General features: G+C 72.8%; 15 protein-coding genes. 7 read left to right on the plus strand and 8 right to left on the minus strand.

The window, feature by feature from the left end; translation table 11 throughout:
* The 4 genes from Q0588_RS02480 to Q0588_RS02495 all read right to left on the minus strand — a co-directional run.
* Positions 1–238 (minus strand): hypothetical protein (locus Q0588_RS02480; RefSeq protein ID WP_298743449.1); only part of this gene is annotated, 238 nt, incomplete at its 3' end.
* A gap of 80 nt (positions 239–318) precedes the next feature.
* A complete protein-coding gene (locus Q0588_RS02485) occupies positions 319–531 on the minus strand; it encodes a DUF3126 family protein (protein WP_298743451.1) in 213 nt (70 codons plus the stop codon).
* A 91-nt stretch (positions 532–622) separates the two neighbouring features.
* A complete protein-coding gene (gene cysE / locus Q0588_RS02490; RefSeq protein WP_298743453.1) occupies positions 623–1444 on the minus strand; it encodes a serine O-acetyltransferase in 822 nt (273 codons plus the stop codon).
* 20 nt (positions 1445–1464) lie between these two features.
* Positions 1465–2115, minus strand: a complete 651-nt coding sequence (locus Q0588_RS02495) for an NUDIX domain-containing protein (protein WP_298743455.1) — start codon at positions 2113–2115, stop codon at positions 1465–1467.
* A gap of 45 nt (positions 2116–2160) precedes the next feature.
* On the opposite strand from Q0588_RS02495, the gene Q0588_RS02500 reads away from it, so the two are divergent.
* Positions 2161–2763 carry a nitroreductase gene (locus Q0588_RS02500; RefSeq protein WP_298743457.1) on the plus strand — a complete coding sequence of 201 codons (603 nt, stop codon included), beginning with the start codon at positions 2161–2163 and terminating at the stop codon, positions 2761–2763.
* 142 nt (positions 2764–2905) lie between these two features.
* Here Q0588_RS02500 and hutI read toward each other — a convergent pair whose 3' ends face one another.
* Complete coding sequence (gene hutI / locus Q0588_RS02505) at positions 2906–4120, minus strand: imidazolonepropionase (RefSeq protein WP_298743500.1); 1215 nt, start codon at positions 4118–4120, stop codon at positions 2906–2908.
* Positions 4120–5007, minus strand: a complete 888-nt coding sequence (locus Q0588_RS02510) for an agmatinase family protein (RefSeq protein ID WP_298743459.1) — start codon at positions 5005–5007, stop codon at positions 4120–4122. The genes hutI and Q0588_RS02510 overlap by 1 nt, the downstream gene beginning before the upstream one ends.
* 31 nt (positions 5008–5038) lie before the next feature.
* On the opposite strand from Q0588_RS02510, the gene hutU reads away from it, so the two are divergent.
* A complete protein-coding gene (hutU, locus tag Q0588_RS02515) occupies positions 5039–6709 on the plus strand; it encodes a urocanate hydratase (RefSeq protein ID WP_298743461.1) in 1671 nt (556 codons plus the stop codon).
* A 164-nt stretch (positions 6710–6873) separates the two neighbouring features.
* Positions 6874–8418: a histidine ammonia-lyase gene (hutH, locus tag Q0588_RS02520; protein WP_298743465.1), complete on the plus strand. Its 1545-nt coding sequence runs from the start codon at positions 6874–6876 to the stop codon at positions 8416–8418.
* Between the two features lie 199 nt (positions 8419–8617).
* Here hutH and fni read toward each other — a convergent pair whose 3' ends face one another.
* Together fni and Q0588_RS02530 are read right to left on the minus strand one after the other, a co-directional pair.
* The gene (gene fni, locus Q0588_RS02525; protein WP_298743467.1) at positions 8618–9640 is read right to left on the minus strand and encodes a type 2 isopentenyl-diphosphate Delta-isomerase; all 1023 of its coding nucleotides are present in this window, start codon (positions 9638–9640) and stop codon (positions 8618–8620) included.
* A gap of 26 nt (positions 9641–9666) precedes the next feature.
* Complete coding sequence (locus Q0588_RS02530) at positions 9667–11499, minus strand: PPC domain-containing protein (RefSeq protein WP_298743468.1); 1833 nt, start codon at positions 11497–11499, stop codon at positions 9667–9669.
* A gap of 96 nt (positions 11500–11595) precedes the next feature.
* On the opposite strand from Q0588_RS02530, the gene folD reads away from it, so the two are divergent.
* The 4 genes from folD to Q0588_RS02550 all read left to right on the plus strand — a co-directional run bounded on the left by folD (position 11596) and on the right by Q0588_RS02550 (position 14756).
* On the plus strand, positions 11596–12519 hold the full coding sequence (gene folD, locus Q0588_RS02535; RefSeq protein ID WP_298743470.1) for a bifunctional methylenetetrahydrofolate dehydrogenase/methenyltetrahydrofolate cyclohydrolase FolD: 924 nt from the start codon (positions 11596–11598) through the stop codon (positions 12517–12519).
* 61 nt (positions 12520–12580) lie between these two features.
* Entirely contained in the window at positions 12581–13249 is a 669-nt protein-coding gene (locus Q0588_RS02540) for a LemA family protein (protein ID WP_298743472.1), read from the plus strand.
* On the plus strand, positions 13246–14070 hold the full coding sequence (locus Q0588_RS02545) for a YgcG family protein (RefSeq protein ID WP_298743474.1): 825 nt from the start codon (positions 13246–13248) through the stop codon (positions 14068–14070). Before Q0588_RS02540 ends, Q0588_RS02545 begins: the two co-directional genes overlap by 4 nt.
* Positions 14064–14756 (plus strand): TPM domain-containing protein, encoded by a 693-nt coding sequence (locus tag Q0588_RS02550; RefSeq protein WP_298743476.1) that lies wholly within the window; start codon positions 14064–14066, stop codon positions 14754–14756. Before Q0588_RS02545 ends, Q0588_RS02550 begins: the two co-directional genes overlap by 7 nt.
* The last annotated feature ends 69 nt before the right edge of the window (positions 14757–14825 follow it).

The following is a 14825-nucleotide window of genomic DNA, read 5'->3' on the forward strand; positions in this document are numbered from 1 at the left end:
CAAAGGCTTCTCCAAAGGCTTCTCCAAAGGCTTCTCCAAAGGCTTCTCCAAAGGCTGCTCCGAAGACCGCTCCGAAGGCCGCCGCGCCCAGCCCGGCCGCCGCCGCTCCGGCCCCGACGCCGAAGCCCGCGCCCGCACCCGCCGCGCCCGCCGCGCCCGCCGCGGCCCCGGCCGCCGCCGCAAGCCCGGCCGAGAAGAAGGGCTTCCTGACCAGCGTCCTCGACGTGATCTTCGGCAAGCGCTGATCCGGGCCCGAAACGAAAAAGCGCCGGAGGAGCGATCCTCCGGCGCTTTTTCGTGCGTGTCCGGCGAGGCGGCTCAGGCCTCGGGCAGGTCTTCCGCCAGGATGGCCATCTCGAACATGAAGCTGCCCGCCTCGTCCTCGTCCTCGAAGACCACGCCGATGAACTCGTCGCCGACATAGACCTCGGCCGAGTCGCTCGGCTTGCCGCGCGGCTTGAGGATGATGCCGCCCGTGTTGAAGGTGCGCTTCAGGTGCGTCTCGACGCGCTTCATGTCGGCGGTGTTCATGCTTGGCCTCGGGTCTGTCTTGAGCGCCGGACCCTAGAGAAACGGTCGCCACAGGGGAAGGCGTTTTCCTGCCCGCGCAACGGGGAGGAGGTCAGATGACGAAGTCGTAGACGAGGTCCGCCAGGGTGTGGTCCATGGTCCGGGCCGGAACCGCGCCGGTCGGGCAGTTGACCAGCCGGGCCGGGACGCCGGCGACGGTGCAGCCGGCCGGCACCGGCTTGAGCACCACGGAGCCCGACGCCACCTTGGCGTAGTCGCCCACGGCGATGGCCCCGAGCACCTTGGCGCCGGCGCCCAGCAGCACGCCGCGGCCGATCTTCGGGTGGCGGTCGCCGCGCTCGGCCCCGGTGCCGCCGAGGGTGACGGCGTGCAGCATCGACACGTCGTCGCCGACCACGGCGGTCTCGCCGATGACGATGCCGGTGCCGTGGTCGAGGAACAGGCCGCAGCCCAGTTGCGCGGCCGGGTGGATGTCGACCTGGAACAGTTCGGACATGCGGCTCTGGAAATGGAAGGCCAGCGCCTCGCGGCCGTGGGTCCACAGCCAGTGGGCCACCCGGTGGCCCTGCAGGGCCTGGAAGCCCTTGAAATAGAGGAAGGGCTGCAGCAGCGACTTGAGGGCCGGGTCGCGCTCGGCGACGGCGCGCAGGTCGGCCTCGGCGGCGGCGACGATGGCGGGCTCGGCCTCGAAGGCGTCGCGGCAGATCTCGCGCACCGACATGGCCCCCAGTTCGGCGTCGCCCAGCTTGCGCGCGATCTGGAAGCCGAGGGCCGCGGCGAGGTCGCCGTGGGAGAGGATCACGGCGTTCATCTGCGAGGCCAGGTGCGGCTCGGCCCGCGCCGTCTCCGCGGCCGCGTCGCACAGGCCGCTCCAGACGTCCGGGCGCGCGGCGACCACTTCGAGTTTCGGCATCCGGGTCTCCTTCGCGGTCATCATACGCCCGCCAGCATGGCCTTCGCCAGTTCGGGCGGCAGTTCGCCCTCGCGGGCCATATGGTAGGCGCGCAGCGCCGTCGCCACCGTGAACATGTCGCGCACCGCGCCGCGGCCGATCTCGCGCAGCAGGTCGCCGAAGCGGACGCGGGCGACGCAGATGACCTCGGTCGGGTCGGGCGCGCAGGGCGCGGGCGACAGCTCCCAGGCGATCCAGGCCAGGGCCCGTTCGTCGGTGATCGAATTGCTCGTCTCGACCTTCAGCGCCTCGCGCCAGCAGGCCGCGGCGAGGCCGGCCTCCTCGGCCAGTTCGCGGCGGGCGCCCTCGATGGGGTCCTCGTCGAAGGGCGCGCCGCCCTCGGGCATCTCCCACGACCAGTTCATCAGGGCGAAGCGCTGCTGGCCGACCAGGGTCACGGCGCCGTCGTCGTGGACCGGCAGGACGCCGACCGAGAGGTGGCGCGGCCGCATCACCACATAGTCGCACGCCAGCCCGGTCGGCGCCGTGGCCGGATGGCGGGTCAGCCGCATCCACGGATTCTCGAAGACCACGGTCTCGCCGCCGCTGCGCCACGGCGGCGGACGCTCGGCGGGGTCGTCCCAGGCGGGGGTCGGGCGGTCGGCGTCGAAGGCGTCGCGGGAGTCGGTCATCCCCCGCATATGGCGCAGGGGCGGCCGGACCACTAGCTAGGCCGCATGACCGACGCCGATCTGGGCCAGGCCCTGCCGCTGCCGACTCCCTCGCCCGAACTGGAGGCGCGGCTGGCCGTGCGCCGCTCGGCCCCGGCCCAGGCGCTGGCCGCGCCCGGCCCGTCGCCGGACCAGGTCGAACGCCTGCTGCGGCTCGGGGCCCGGACCCCGGACCACGGCAAGCTGTTCCCGTGGCGCTTCGTGGTGATGGGGCCGCACAGCCGGGCGGCCCTGGCCGAGGCCCTGCGGCCGCTGGCGGCGGGCCAGCCCGACCCCGGCAAGGCCCGCGCCGCGCTGGCCAAGCTGACCGCCCCGCCGCTGACCATCCTCGTGGTGTCCGCGCCGGTCGAGGGGCGCGGGACGCCGGTCTGGGAGCAGCAGCTCTCGGCCGGGGCGGTGTGCATGAACCTCGAACACGCCGCCCATGCGCTGGGCTATTCGGCCAGCTGGATCACGGACTGGTACAGTTATGACCCACAAGCGATTGAACTGATTGGACTTGTTCCCGGAGAACAGGTGGCGGGCTTCATCCATGTCGGGACGCTGGCCGCGCCGCCGCTGGAGCGGCCGCGGCCGGACCTGGCGGCCAGGACGGACTACCGCAGCTGAGCCAGCGCCGCCCCGATCGACAGGCCGGTGGTCACGGCGAGGGCCAGGGTCACCCCGATCAGGGCGGCGAGCAGGACGGCCTCGGTGCGGTCGCGGGCGAAGCGCATGGGCGCAGGGTGCGGGGATTCGTCCCTACAGGCGATTACCGATCGGCGACGCCGGCGAGATAGCGGGCGTGCAGCAGCGGCTTGCCGAGCCAGTAGCAGAGCTCGGCCGGGCGTTCGACGTCCCAGACGGCGAGGTCGGCGGCCCGGCCGGTCTCGATCGTTCCCGCCTCGTCCCGCAGGCCCAGGGCCCTCGCCGCGACCCGGGTGGCCCCGGCCAGCGCCTCCTCCGGGGTCAGGCGGAACTGGACGCAGGCCAGGTTCAGCGCCGCCGTCATCGAGGCGACCGGCGAGGTGCCGGGATTGCAGTCGGTCGCCACCGCCATGGCCACGCCGTGGCGGCGCAGCAGCTCGACCGGCGGCGGCGTGGTCTCGCGCAGCATCAGGAAGGCGCCGGGCAGCAGGACGGCGACCACGCCGGCCGCCGCCATGGCCCGCACCCCCGGCTCGTCCGTGTGCTCGATGTGGTCGGCCGACAGGGCGCCGTAGCGCGCCGCCAGGGCCGCGCCGCCGCCGTTCGACAGCTGGTCGGCGTGCAGCCTGACCGGCAGGCCGAGGGCGCGGGCCCTGTCGAACAGCCGGGCGACCTCTTCGGCGGAGAAGGCGATCGGCTCGCAATAGGCGTCGACGGCGTCGACCAGGCCCTCGGCGTGGGCGGCGGGCAGGACTTCATCCACAGCCTTGTCCACATAGCGGGCGCGGTCGGCGCGGTGCTCGGGCGGGACGGCGTGGAGACCGAGGTAGCTGGTGCGGACGCGCACCCCGGCCTCGCGGCCGATGCGGCGGGCGACGCGCAGCATCTTCAGCTCGCCGTCATGGTCGAGGCCGTAGCCGGACTTGATCTCGACGGTGGTGACGCCGGTGGCCTTGAGGCCGGCGAGCCGGGTCAGGGCGGAGGCGTAGAGCTGATCCTCCGAAGCCGCCCGGGTCGCCGTCATGGTCGAGACGATGCCGCCGCCGGCGCGGGCGATGTCCTCATAGGCGGCGCCGCCCAGACGCTGTTCGAACTCGCCCGAACGGTCGCCGCCGAACACCAGATGGGTGTGGCAGTCGATCAGGCCGGGGGTGACCCAGCGGCCGTCGAGGCGGTCCGTCTGTTGCGCATCATGGCCGGGCAGGTCGGGGCGAGGCCCGGCCCAGGCGATGCGGCCGTCGACGATCAGGACGGCGCCGTCGTCGACCGCGCCATAGGGCGCGCCGCCCTCGACCATGGTGGCCAGGCGGCAGTCGGTGAGCAGCCGGTCGGCGGCGATCATCGCGCCCCGAATCCCGCCAGCAGCTCGCAGAACCAGCGGCCGGCGGTCAGGGAGCCGAGGTCGCCGACCTCGAGCGAGGGGTCGTATTCGGCCAGGTCGACGGCCCTGACCTTCGGATGGGCGCCGATCACCCGCGCGGCCTCGAAGAAGTCGTGGACGGAGACGCCGCCGGGGCGGGCGCCGGGCGAGGCGGGCCACTGGCCGCGGTCGATCACATCGATGTCGAAGTCGACGTAGATGACCTCGACGAGGGCCGACAGCCGGTCCAGTTCATCGGCGACGACGGAGGCCAGGCCCCGCGCGCGGCAGTCCCGCGCCGTGCGCACCGAAATCCCCGCCGCCGTCGCCTTGTCGTGCGCCCGCCGGGTGTTGGCGAAGGGGGCGAGGCCGACCTGGCTGACGCGGCGGCCGTCGAGACCGTCCTCGAGCAGGGCCTGGACCGGATTGCCGTTGGTCAGGCCCTGGTCGGTGTCGCGCAGGTCGAAATGGGCGTCCAGCGTCAGCAATCCCGTCCGCGTCAGCCCCAGCCCGTGCACACCCGGCCGGGTGATGGCGTTGTTGCCGCCGATGAGCACCGTCAGCCCTCGGACGCCCTGCGCCGCTACCGCATCCCTCACCGGCCCGAAGGCCTCGGCGGGCGAGACGGCCTTCAGCGGCACGTCGCCGGCGTCGTGAACGCGGGTCGCCAGCTCGGCGCCGGTCTCCACGTCATAGGTCGAGAAGCGCGGCAGCACGGCCCGGAACGCCTTCGGGCCGAGATCGCAGCGGCCGGGGGTCAGGGAGCGCTCGTTGAGGCCGGCGCCGATCAGGGCGACGGGGGCGTCCGGGTGATCGCCGACCAGGTCGGCGACGCTGCGCCAGCCGAGCGCGTCTGAGTCTTCCATGGTCATGGGCGGGCAGCGTAGAGACGCGGTCATGACGACTCAACAGACCCCGAACAGCCGCGTCGTCCGCGCCCCGCGCGGGCCGGAGATGACGGCGAAGACCTGGGCCGCCGAGGCGGCGCTGCGGATGCTGATGAACAACCTCGACCCGGAGGTGGCCGAGCGGCCCGAGGAGCTGGTGGTCTATGGCGGCATCGGCAAGGCGGCGCGCGACTGGGCGTCTTTCGACCGCATCGTCCATCAACTGCGCGCGCTCGGGCCCGACCAGACCCTGCTGGTCCAGTCGGGCAAGCCGGTCGGGGTGTTCCGCACCCATGCCGACGCGCCCAGGGTGCTGATCGCCAACTCCAACCTGGTGCCCAGATGGGCGACCTGGGAGCATTTCCACGAACTCGATCGCAAGGGGCTGATGATGTACGGCCAGATGACGGCCGGGTCGTGGATCTACATCGGCGCCCAGGGCATCGTTCAGGGCACCTATGAGACCTTCATGGAGGCCGGGCGCCAGCACCATGGCGGCGACTGGTCGGGCAAGTGGATCCTGACCGCCGGCCTCGGCGGCATGGGCGGGGCCCAGCCGCTGGCGGCGACCATGGCCGGGGCGTCCTGCCTCGCCGTGGAGTGTCAGCGCAGCCGGATCGAGATGCGGCTGAAGACCCGCTACCTCGACGTCATGGCCGGGACGCTGGACGAGGCCCTGGCCCTGATCTGGAAGGCGAATGCAGACAAAAAGCCCATATCCGTCGGCCTTTTGGGAAATGCGGCGGATGTTCTGCCTGAACTGGTCAAGCGCGGCGTGCGGCCCGATCTGGTCACCGACCAGACCTCGGCCCACGACCCCGTCAACGGCTATCTGCCGGCCGGCTGGACGGTGGCGGACTGGGAGACGAGGCGGCAGGGCGACCCGGCCGCCGTCGAGGCCGCGGCGCGGAAATCCATGGCGGTGCACGTCCGCGCCATGCTCGACTTCCAGAAGATGGGCGTGCCGGTCACCGACTACGGCAACAATATCCGCCAGGTCGCCTTCGACGCGGGCGTCGAGGACGCCTTCGACTTTCCCGGATTCGTGCCCGCCTATATCCGCCCGCTGTTCTGCCGCGGCGTCGGCCCGTTCCGCTGGGCCGCCCTGACCGGCGATCCGGACGACATCAAGAAGACCGACGCGGCGATGAAAAAGCTGTTCCCGGACAACGCCGGCCTTTGCCGCTGGCTGGACATGGCGGGCGAGCGCATCGCCTTCCAGGGGCTGCCGGCGCGGATCTGCTGGATCGGCCTCGGCGACCGGCACCGGGCCGGGCTGATGTTCAACGACATGGTCGCCTCGGGCGAGCTCAGCGGCCCCATCGTCATCGGCCGCGACCACCTCGACAGCGGTTCGGTGGCCAGCCCCAACCGCGAGACCGAGGCGATGATGGACGGCTCGGACGCGGTGTCGGACTGGCCCCTGCTCAACGCCCTGCTGAACACCGCCTCGGGGGCCAGCTGGGTGTCGCTGCACCACGGCGGCGGGGTCGGCATGGGCTACAGCCAGCATTCGGGCGTGGTCGTCGTCGCCGACGGCACGCCGGAGGCGGCCAGGCGGCTGGAGCGGGTGCTGTGGAACGACCCGGCGACGGGGGTGATGCGCCACGCCGACGCGGGCTATGAGATCGCCATCGCGACCGCCCGCGAGCACGGCCTCAACCTGCCGTCGCTCAAATAAGCCCTTCCCCCTTGATGGGGAAGGGTTGGGATGGGGGTGAAGGCGGTCACGGACCCGGCGCCGCCGCCCTTTCAGCCCGAACCTTCCTTCGGCGGCCAACCGGACCCGCCGCACCCCCAACCCCGGCTCTTCCCCCATCAAGGGGGAAGGGAGAAGATCACCAGATGACCCTCACCCTTGGCTCCGCCCCCCTCACCCTCGCCCGGCTGCGCGCGGTCCTCGACGGCCCCTGCACCGTCGACCTGGCCCCCGCCGCCTGGACCGCCGTCGAGCGCGGCGCGGCCGTGGTCGCCGCCATCGTCGCCGAGGGCCGCACCGTCTATGGCGTCAACACCGGCTTCGGCCTGCTGGCCAACACCTCGATCGCCGCGGAGGACCTGGAGACGCTGCAGAGGAATCTGGTGCTCAGCCACGCCTGCGGGGTCGGGCCGCTGCTGGACGATGCGATCGTCCGCCTGCTGATGGTGCTGAAGATCGCCTCGCTGGCGCAGGGGGCGTCGGGCGTGCGGCGGACCACGCTGGAGGCCCTGATCGCCATGGTCAACGGCGGGGTGGCGCCCTGCATTCCGTCGAAGGGGTCGGTCGGCGCCTCGGGCGACCTGGCGCCGCTGGCCCATATGAGCTGCGTGCTGATCGGCGTCGGCGAGGCCCGGGTGAACGGGGAGGTCCTGCCGGCCGAGGCGGCCCTGGCCACGGTCGGGTTGAAGCCGCTGACGTTGGGACCCAAGGAAGGTCTGGCCCTGCTCAACGGCACCCAGTGTTCGACCGCCCTGGCCCTGGCCGGCCTGTTCGCGGCCGAGGCCGCCTTCGCCGCCGCCGTCGCCGCCGGGGCCCTGTCGGTCGACGCGCTGAAGGGGTCGGACGCGCCGTTCGACGCCCGCATCCACGCCCTGCGCGGCCAGCCCGGCCAGATCGCCGTGGCCGCCCGGCTGCGCGGGCTGATGGCGGGCAGCGCCATCCGCGAGAGCCATCGCCACGACTGTTCCAAGGTGCAGGACCCCTATTCGCTGCGCTGCCAGCCGCAGGTCATGGGCGCGGTGCTGGACCTGCTCGGCAACGCCGCCGCCGCGCTGGCGCGCGAGGCCAATGCGGTGACCGACAACCCGCTGGTCTTCATCGACCCCAATTCTTCTGAAGAGGGGGGCGACGTCATCTCCGGTGGCAATTTCCATGCCGAACCCGTTGCTTTCGCGGCCGATCAGATCGCCATGGCCCTGTGCGAGATCGGCAATATCTCCGAGCGGCGGACGGCCATCCTCGTCGATCCCAAGATGAGCGACCTGCCCGCCTTCCTGGTCAAGGAAAGCGGGCTGAACTCCGGCTTCATGATCGCCCAGGTGACCGCCGCCGCCCTCGTGGCCGAGAACCGCATGGTGGCCCATCCGTGCAGCGTCGACACCGTGCCGACCAGCGCCAACCAGGAGGACCATGTCTCCATGGCCACCCACGGCGCGCGGCGCCTGCTCGACATGGCCGAGAACACCGCCACGGTGGTGGCCATCGAGCTGCTGGCGGCGGCGCAGGGGATCGAATTCCACCGGCCGCTGACCACCTCCCCCGATCTGGAACGGGTGTTCGGCATCGTGCGCGAGGCGGCGGCGGCCTATGGCAGCGACCACTATTTCGCCCCGGACATCGCGCGGGCCACGGACGGGGTGCGGGCGGGGAGATACCGGACTTTCGCCGGAGATTTGCTGCCGTCGGCCTGACCGGGCTTACGGGCCGCCTCCCGCGAAGCGGGATCAGGGCAAGGTTCATCACAACGGACACAACGGATTCACGAAGGACACGACGGGGCGTGCGCCTCGCTCCATGCCGTTGTGCGCGTCGTGAATCCGTTGTGGTCGTTGTGATGAACCGACCGGCGACGCGCGCGAATGACGCCCGGCTTCGCCGGGAGGGGGCCGGCTAAACCTGCAGCGGGGCGCGCCGCAGGGCGGTCAGATTGGGGGAGCCGGTGCAGAAGCAGACGGTTCTCAGCTGGCGGATCACGGTCTGGAAATGGGCCACCACCGCCTCGGTCGAGACGGTGGCGGCGGCCAGCACCCCGGCCGCCTGGCCGACCATGTCGGCGCCGAGCCGGATGGCCTTGGCGGCGTCGACCCCGTCGGCCACTCCGCCCGAGCCGATGATCAGGGTTTTCGGGCAGGCGGCGCGCGCCTCGGCGATGGCCTGGGCGGTGGGCAGGCCCCAGTCGGCGAAGGCGGCGGCGTGGGCCTTGTCGGCGGCGTCCCTGGCCCGCTCCCCCTCGACCATGGCCCAGTTCGAGCCGCCGGCCCCGGCCACGTCGATGGCCGCCACGCCCATGGCGGCCAGCCGCCGGGCCGTGGCCGCCGAAATCCCGGCTCCGGTCTCCTTGACCACCACCGGCGCGTCCAGGGCCTTGACCAGGGCCTCGAGCGCCGCGCCGACGCCCCACCAGTCGCGGTCGCCCTCGGGCTGGCAGGCCTCCTGCAGCGGATTGAGATGCACCACCAGGGCGTCGGCGGCGATCATGTCGAGGACGCGCCGCGCCTCGTCGACGCCGAAGCCGCGGGTCAGCTGGGCCGCGCCGATATTGGCCAGGATCGGGGTGTCGGGGGCCTTGAGGCGCAGCGCCATGTCGAGACCGGGCGTCGGCCCGTCCGCCTCGAGCGCGGCGCGCTGCGAGCCGACGGCGAGGGCGATGCCGAGGTGCTGGGCCGCCTCGGCCAGACGGGCGTTGATGGCCTCGGCCCGGCGCGGCCCCCCGGTCATGGCGCTGATCAGCAGGGGCGCCTTCAGCCGGCGACCGAGGAAGTCGGCGCCGAGGTCGATCTTGCCGTGGTCCAGGTCCGGCAGGGCCTCATGCACGAAGCGGATGTCGGCGAAGCCGCCGTCGCGCCGGTGCCGGGCCTTGCCGGCGAGGATGACGTCGAGGTGCTGGTCCTTGCGCGCGCTGGTCTTCGTCAAACGCCTGCTCCGCGACCGCCCTGGGGTCAGGGCTGTTTCTCGACGGTCAGGGCGTAAACGCCGGTCTGGCCGTGCTGGTAGGCGCCCGCGCGGATTTCGAAGGTCCCGTCGTCGGGCGCGGTCCACTCGAGCCGGGCGTGGGTGTCGGTCAGGCCGTCGTCGTCGGAGCCCAGGGTCTCGAACTCGCCGTCGGCCTTGACGCGGCCGATGGTCACGAAGCTGTCGACGTCGTTGGAGACCATGGTGATGAGCAGCTTCTCGTCCTCGCGCACGGTGACCTGATAGGCGTCATAGTGGCTGTTGCTGTCCGTGGTCGCGTCGGCGGCGGTCAGGTTTCCCCAGGCGGTGGAGCCGACCAGGACGCTGCCGGGCCGGGGCTGGGGCCCGCGGTCGATCAGCTCGAGCGCATAGAGCCCCTCGCCGTCGGACCCGAGCGGCAGGGCGCGCAGCACATAGTCGCCGGCCTCGGGCAGGGTGAAGTTGAGCTGGGAGTCCGTGCCCTCCATCAGCCCGTCGTCGTCCGAGGCCAGGGCGGCGAACTCGCCCTCGGCCCTGCCGATCTGCAGGAAGGTGTCGAAGTCGCCCGACCGCATCACGGCGCGGATGCGCTGGCCCTCGACGCCCGAGAAGGTGAAGGCGTCATAGCCGCGGTCGTCGTCGTCGCGCGGGTCGTCGCCGGCGATCTCGCCCTGCAGCGGGGTTCCGAAGGCGATGGGCTCCGGCGCGCGCTCGGGCGGCGCCTCCTCGATGGCCAGACGGTAGGCCCCGGTGGCCTCGGAGAAGGCCCGCGCCTCGATGATGTAGGAGCCGGTCGCCGGCAGGGTGAAGGTGATCCGCGAATCGGTGCCCTCGGGGCCGCCGTCGTCGTCCTCGGCCAGGCTGGCCCGGTTCTCGTCGAACAGTTCGAGATAGGTGTCGAAATCGTCCGAGGTCATGTCGATGCGGACCCGCTGGCCCTCGCGTCCCTCGAAGCGCCAGGCGTCGGCGGGCGTGTCGCCCTCGCTCTTGCCGTCGGCCTCGGTCAGCTCGCCCTCGACGGCGGCCCCGATGGCGATGGCCTCGGCCGCCGCGGGGGGCGGGCCCTGGCGGAGGCCGAGGCTGTAGGCGCCCGCGTCGGCGGCGCTCAGCGGCGTCACCCGGATCAGGTATTCGCCGGCCTCCGGGGCGGTGAACACGAGGCGGGAGTTGAGGCCGGAGTCGGGGCCGTCGTCGTTCTCGGCCAGCGGCACGAAGGCCCCGTCCACCATCCGCCCGATGCGCAGCACCGGGTCGAAGGCCTCGCTGTCCAGGGCCACGGCGAAGCGGTCGCCCCGGCGGGCCCGGAAGCTGAAGGCGTCATAGGGCCGGCCGTCTTCGGTCTCTGGATCGCGGGCCGAGAGGGTCCCCTCGACGGTCTGGCCGAGGCGCAGGCCGCTCGGGCGCGGCGCGCGCGGGGCCGGCGGCCGCTCGCCGAGGCTGAGCGTATAGGCGCCGCCCTCGAGACCGGACAGCGGCCGGACCCGCAGCACATAGGTCCCGGCCGCCGGGGCCGTGAAGCGCAGCCGGGAATCGGTGCCGTCGCCGAGGCCGTCGTCGTCGGAGGCGAGCGGGTCGGCCGCCCCCTCCGGCGGGAACAGCTCGAGGTAGGCGTCGAACGCCGCCGAGCGCAGCACGGCCTCGAAGCGCTGGCCGGCGCGGGCGGTGACGGCGTAGTCGTCGTAGCGGTAGGCGTCCGCGTCGGCGGCATGGTCGCCCTCGCCGATGGTCCCCTCGACGGCGGCGCCGGCGGCCAGCGGCTCGACGGCCTGGGCCAGGGCCGGACCGGCGGCCGCGGCGAGGGCCAGCCAGCCGGCGGCGGCGAACATGGTGTGACGGCGCATGCGGTCCCCCTGAAATCAGTCCCGATCATAGACGCCGAACCGCGCCGTCTGTAAATCGCGCTCACCGCACGAATCCTGACGACCCGGAGCCGAACCATGACGGCCGACCCCGCCCGCGCGACCCTGATCGACGGCAAGGCCTTCGCGGCCGGCCTGGTCGAGCGCGTCGCCGCCGCCTCGGCCCGGCTGGAGGCGACGCACCGGGTCCGGCCGGGCCTGGCCGTGGTCATCGTCGGCGAGGACCCGGCCAGCCAGATCTATGTCCGCAACAAGGGCGAGACGACCCGGCGGGCCGGGCTGCGCTCCGACACCCACGCCCTGCCCGCCGAGACCGACCAGGAGACCCTGCTGGCGCTGATCGCCGCGCTCAACGCCGACGCCGGGATCCACGGCATCCTCGTGCAGCTGCCCCTGCCCGGCCACATCGACGCCGCCGCCGTGCTGGGCGCCATCGACCCGGACAAGGACGTCGACGGCTTCCATGTGGTCAATGCGGGCCGCCTGGCGGTCGGCCTGCCGGGGCTGGTCCCGTGCACGCCGCTGGGCTGCCTGATGCTGCTCAGGCACGAGCTCGGCGAGCTGTCGGGGCTGAACGCGGTCATCGTCGGCCGCTCGAACATCGTCGGCAAGCCGATGGCGCAGCTGCTGCTGGGCGCGGACTGCACCGTCACCGTGGCCCATTCGCGCTCCCGCGACCTGCCCGCCCTGTGCCGCGGCGCCGACATCCTCGTCGCCGCCGTGGGCCGGCCCGGGATGATCCGCGGCGACTGGATCCGCCCGGGCGCGACGGTCATCGACGTGGGCATCAACCGGGTTCCGTCGCGCGATCCCGAAAAGGCGGCGCAGGGCCGGACCCGCGTGGTCGGCGACGTCGCCTTTGACGAGGCCGCGGCGGTGGCCGGTCGGATCACGCCGGTGCCCGGCGGGGTCGGGCCGATGACCATCGCCTGCCTGCTGGCCAACACCTATACGGCCGCCTGCCGGGCCGCCGGGGTCGAGCCCGAAGCGCTGGACGCTTGAACGGCGGGGCCTAACCTCCGATAGTCATTCCTGCGGGTCTACAGCCTGTCAGGAGACGACGATGCGTTTGAATTCCCGAGCGGCGGCCGTTGCGGCCATGGTCGTCCTGGCTCCGGCGGCGACCGGGTGCGGCGTCAACGCCATCCCGACCAAGGAGGAGGCGGCCAAGGCCCGCTGGGCCGACGTGCAGTCGCAGTACCAGCGGCGCTCGGACCTGATCCCCAATCTGGTCGCCACGGTGCAGGGCGCGGCGATCGCCGAGCGCGCCACCCTGACCCAGGTGATCGAGGCCCGGGCCCGGGCCACCGGCGTGACGGTGACGCCGGAGACCCTGACCGACCCGGCCGCCTTCCAGCGCTACCAGGCCGCCCAGGGCGAATTGAGCCAGGCCCTGTCCCGCCTGATGCTGGTGGTCGAACGCTATCCGGAAGTCCGCTCGAACCAGAATTTCATCGCCCTGCAGTCGCAGCTGGAAGGCACCGAGAACCGCATCGCAGTGGCGCGGCGCGACTACAATGAGGCGGTGCGCGACTACAACACCTCGCTGCGCACCTTCCCGACGGTGATCTGGGCCAAGACCATCCACGGCGGCTCGGAGCCGATGCAGCTGTTCACCGCCACCGAGGCGGCGCAGACCGCGCCGACCGTGAATTTCGACGCGCTCAATCCCGCGCGACCCGGCGGAAACGCTGCGCCCACCGCCCCCGGCTCGGCCCCGCCGGCGCAGTGAGCGCCTCGCGCCCGCATCCAATGATCCGGCTGGGGGCGCTGCTGGCCGTCGCACTGACGGCCGCCTGGCTGGCATGGGGACCCGCCGCCGCGGCCCAGACCGCCGCCGACGTCCGCTTTCCCGCCCTGACCGGCCGGGTCGTCGACGGCGCCGGCCTGCTGCGGCCGGAGACCGAGGCGGCGATCACCGCCCGGCTGGAGGCGCTGGAGCGCGACACCTCCGACCAGCTGGTCGTGGTCACCGTCGACAGCCTGCAGGGCCTTGAGATCGAGGACTACGGCTACCGGCTGGGCCGGGCCTGGGGCGTCGGCCAGGCCGGGAAGGACAACGGCGCGCTGCTGATCGTCGCGCCCGCCGAACGCAAGGTCCGCATCGAGGTCGGCTACGGGCTCGAGCCGGTGCTCACCGACGCCCTGTCGGCCCTGATCATCCACAACGAGATCCTGCCGTCGTTTCGGGACGGCCGTTTCGAGCGGGGCATCGACCGCGGGGTGGCGGCCATCGAGGCCCAGCTCCGTCTCGACCCCGCCGAGGCGCAGGCCCGGGCGGCCGCGGCCGGGACGCCGAAGGCCGACGTGCCGCTGGGGCCGATGATCCTGATCGCCGTGATCTTCTTCCTGTTGTTCGTCGGCATGATCGGCGCGCTGGGCGGCGGCGGCCGGCGGCGGCGGGGCTCGGGCGTGGCCCCCATCCTGATCTGGGCGGCGGCCGAGGCCCTGCGCGGCGGCGGCCGCGGCGGCGGATCGTCATGGGGCGGGGGCGGCGGATTCAGCGGCGGCGGCGGCGGGTTCGGGGGCGGAGGCGCGTCAGGCGGATGGTGATCAGGTTCACGACCGAGACCCACGACCGGATCGCGGCCGCCATCGCCGCGGCCGAGGCGCGCACCGCGGGAGAGATTTTCTGCGTGCTGGCCGGCCAAGTGTCGTCCTACCGGGACGTGTCGCTGGGCTGGGCCGCCGCGGCGGCGCTGATCCTGCCGCTGGGCCTGATCCCCCTCGGATTCGAGCCGGGCTGGATTCCCGGTTTCGCGGACGGCTGGGAGGCGGCCCACCTGGCCGCGCGCGAGGTCTCGACCGGGCAGGCGCTGGGGGCCTACGCCGTGATCCAGGCGGTCGTCTTCCTGGCCGTCTATCTGGTCACGCGCCTGCCGCCGGTGACGCGCCGGATGACGCCCCGGGCCATCCGCAGGCGGCGGGTCCGCGCCGCGGCGATGCAGCAGTTCCTGGCCCACGGCCTGCACGTCACCGAGGGCCGCACGGGCGTCTTGCTGTTCGCGGCGCTCGCGGATCACCAGGTCGAGGTCGTCGCCGACGAGGGCATCCACGCCCGGGTCGATCCGTCGGTCTGGGCCGACGCCGCCGAGGCGCTGTCACGGGGCCTGAAGCGCGACGATGCGGCGGCCGGGTTCGAGGCGGCGGTCGGGCTCTGCGGCGGGGTTCTGGCCGAGCATTTTCCGCCGCGACCGGACAATCCCAATGAGCTGGCGGACCGGCTGGTGGTGATCTGAGCGCGCCGGAACGCGCCCGGCGGGGGTCGCATTCCTCATGGAAATGGCCTAGCCCGACCGCCACAGGGT

This window comes from uncultured Brevundimonas sp. (assembly GCF_937870815.1).
Taxonomy (GTDB): Bacteria; Pseudomonadota; Alphaproteobacteria; order Caulobacterales; family Caulobacteraceae; genus Brevundimonas.

Bases quoted from the DNA above. Each gene is read 5' to 3' on its own strand.
- Q0588_RS02485 (WP_298743451.1), bottom strand. From the start codon at position 531: ATGAACACCGCCGACATGAAGCGCGTCGAGACGCACCTGAAGCGCACC.
- cysE (WP_298743453.1), bottom strand. From the start codon at position 1,444: ATGCCGAAACTCGAAGTGGTCGCCGCGCGCCCGGACGTCTGGAGCGGC.
- Q0588_RS02495 (WP_298743455.1), bottom strand. From the start codon at position 2,115: ATGACCGACTCCCGCGACGCCTTCGACGCCGACCGCCCGACCCCCGCC.
- Q0588_RS02500 (WP_298743457.1), top strand. From the start codon at position 2,161: ATGACCGACGCCGATCTGGGCCAGGCCCTGCCGCTGCCGACTCCCTCG.
- Q0588_RS02510 (WP_298743459.1), bottom strand. From the start codon at position 5,007: ATGGAAGACTCAGACGCGCTCGGCTGGCGCAGCGTCGCCGACCTGGTC.
- hutU (WP_298743461.1), top strand. From the start codon at position 5,039: ATGACGACTCAACAGACCCCGAACAGCCGCGTCGTCCGCGCCCCGCGC.
- hutH (WP_298743465.1), top strand. From the start codon at position 6,874: ATGACCCTCACCCTTGGCTCCGCCCCCCTCACCCTCGCCCGGCTGCGC.
- Q0588_RS02530 (WP_298743468.1), bottom strand. From the start codon at position 11,499: ATGCGCCGTCACACCATGTTCGCCGCCGCCGGCTGGCTGGCCCTCGCC.
- folD (WP_298743470.1), top strand. From the start codon at position 11,596: ATGACGGCCGACCCCGCCCGCGCGACCCTGATCGACGGCAAGGCCTTC.
- Q0588_RS02540 (WP_298743472.1), top strand. From the start codon at position 12,581: ATGCGTTTGAATTCCCGAGCGGCGGCCGTTGCGGCCATGGTCGTCCTG.
- Q0588_RS02550 (WP_298743476.1), top strand. From the start codon at position 14,064: ATGGTGATCAGGTTCACGACCGAGACCCACGACCGGATCGCGGCCGCC.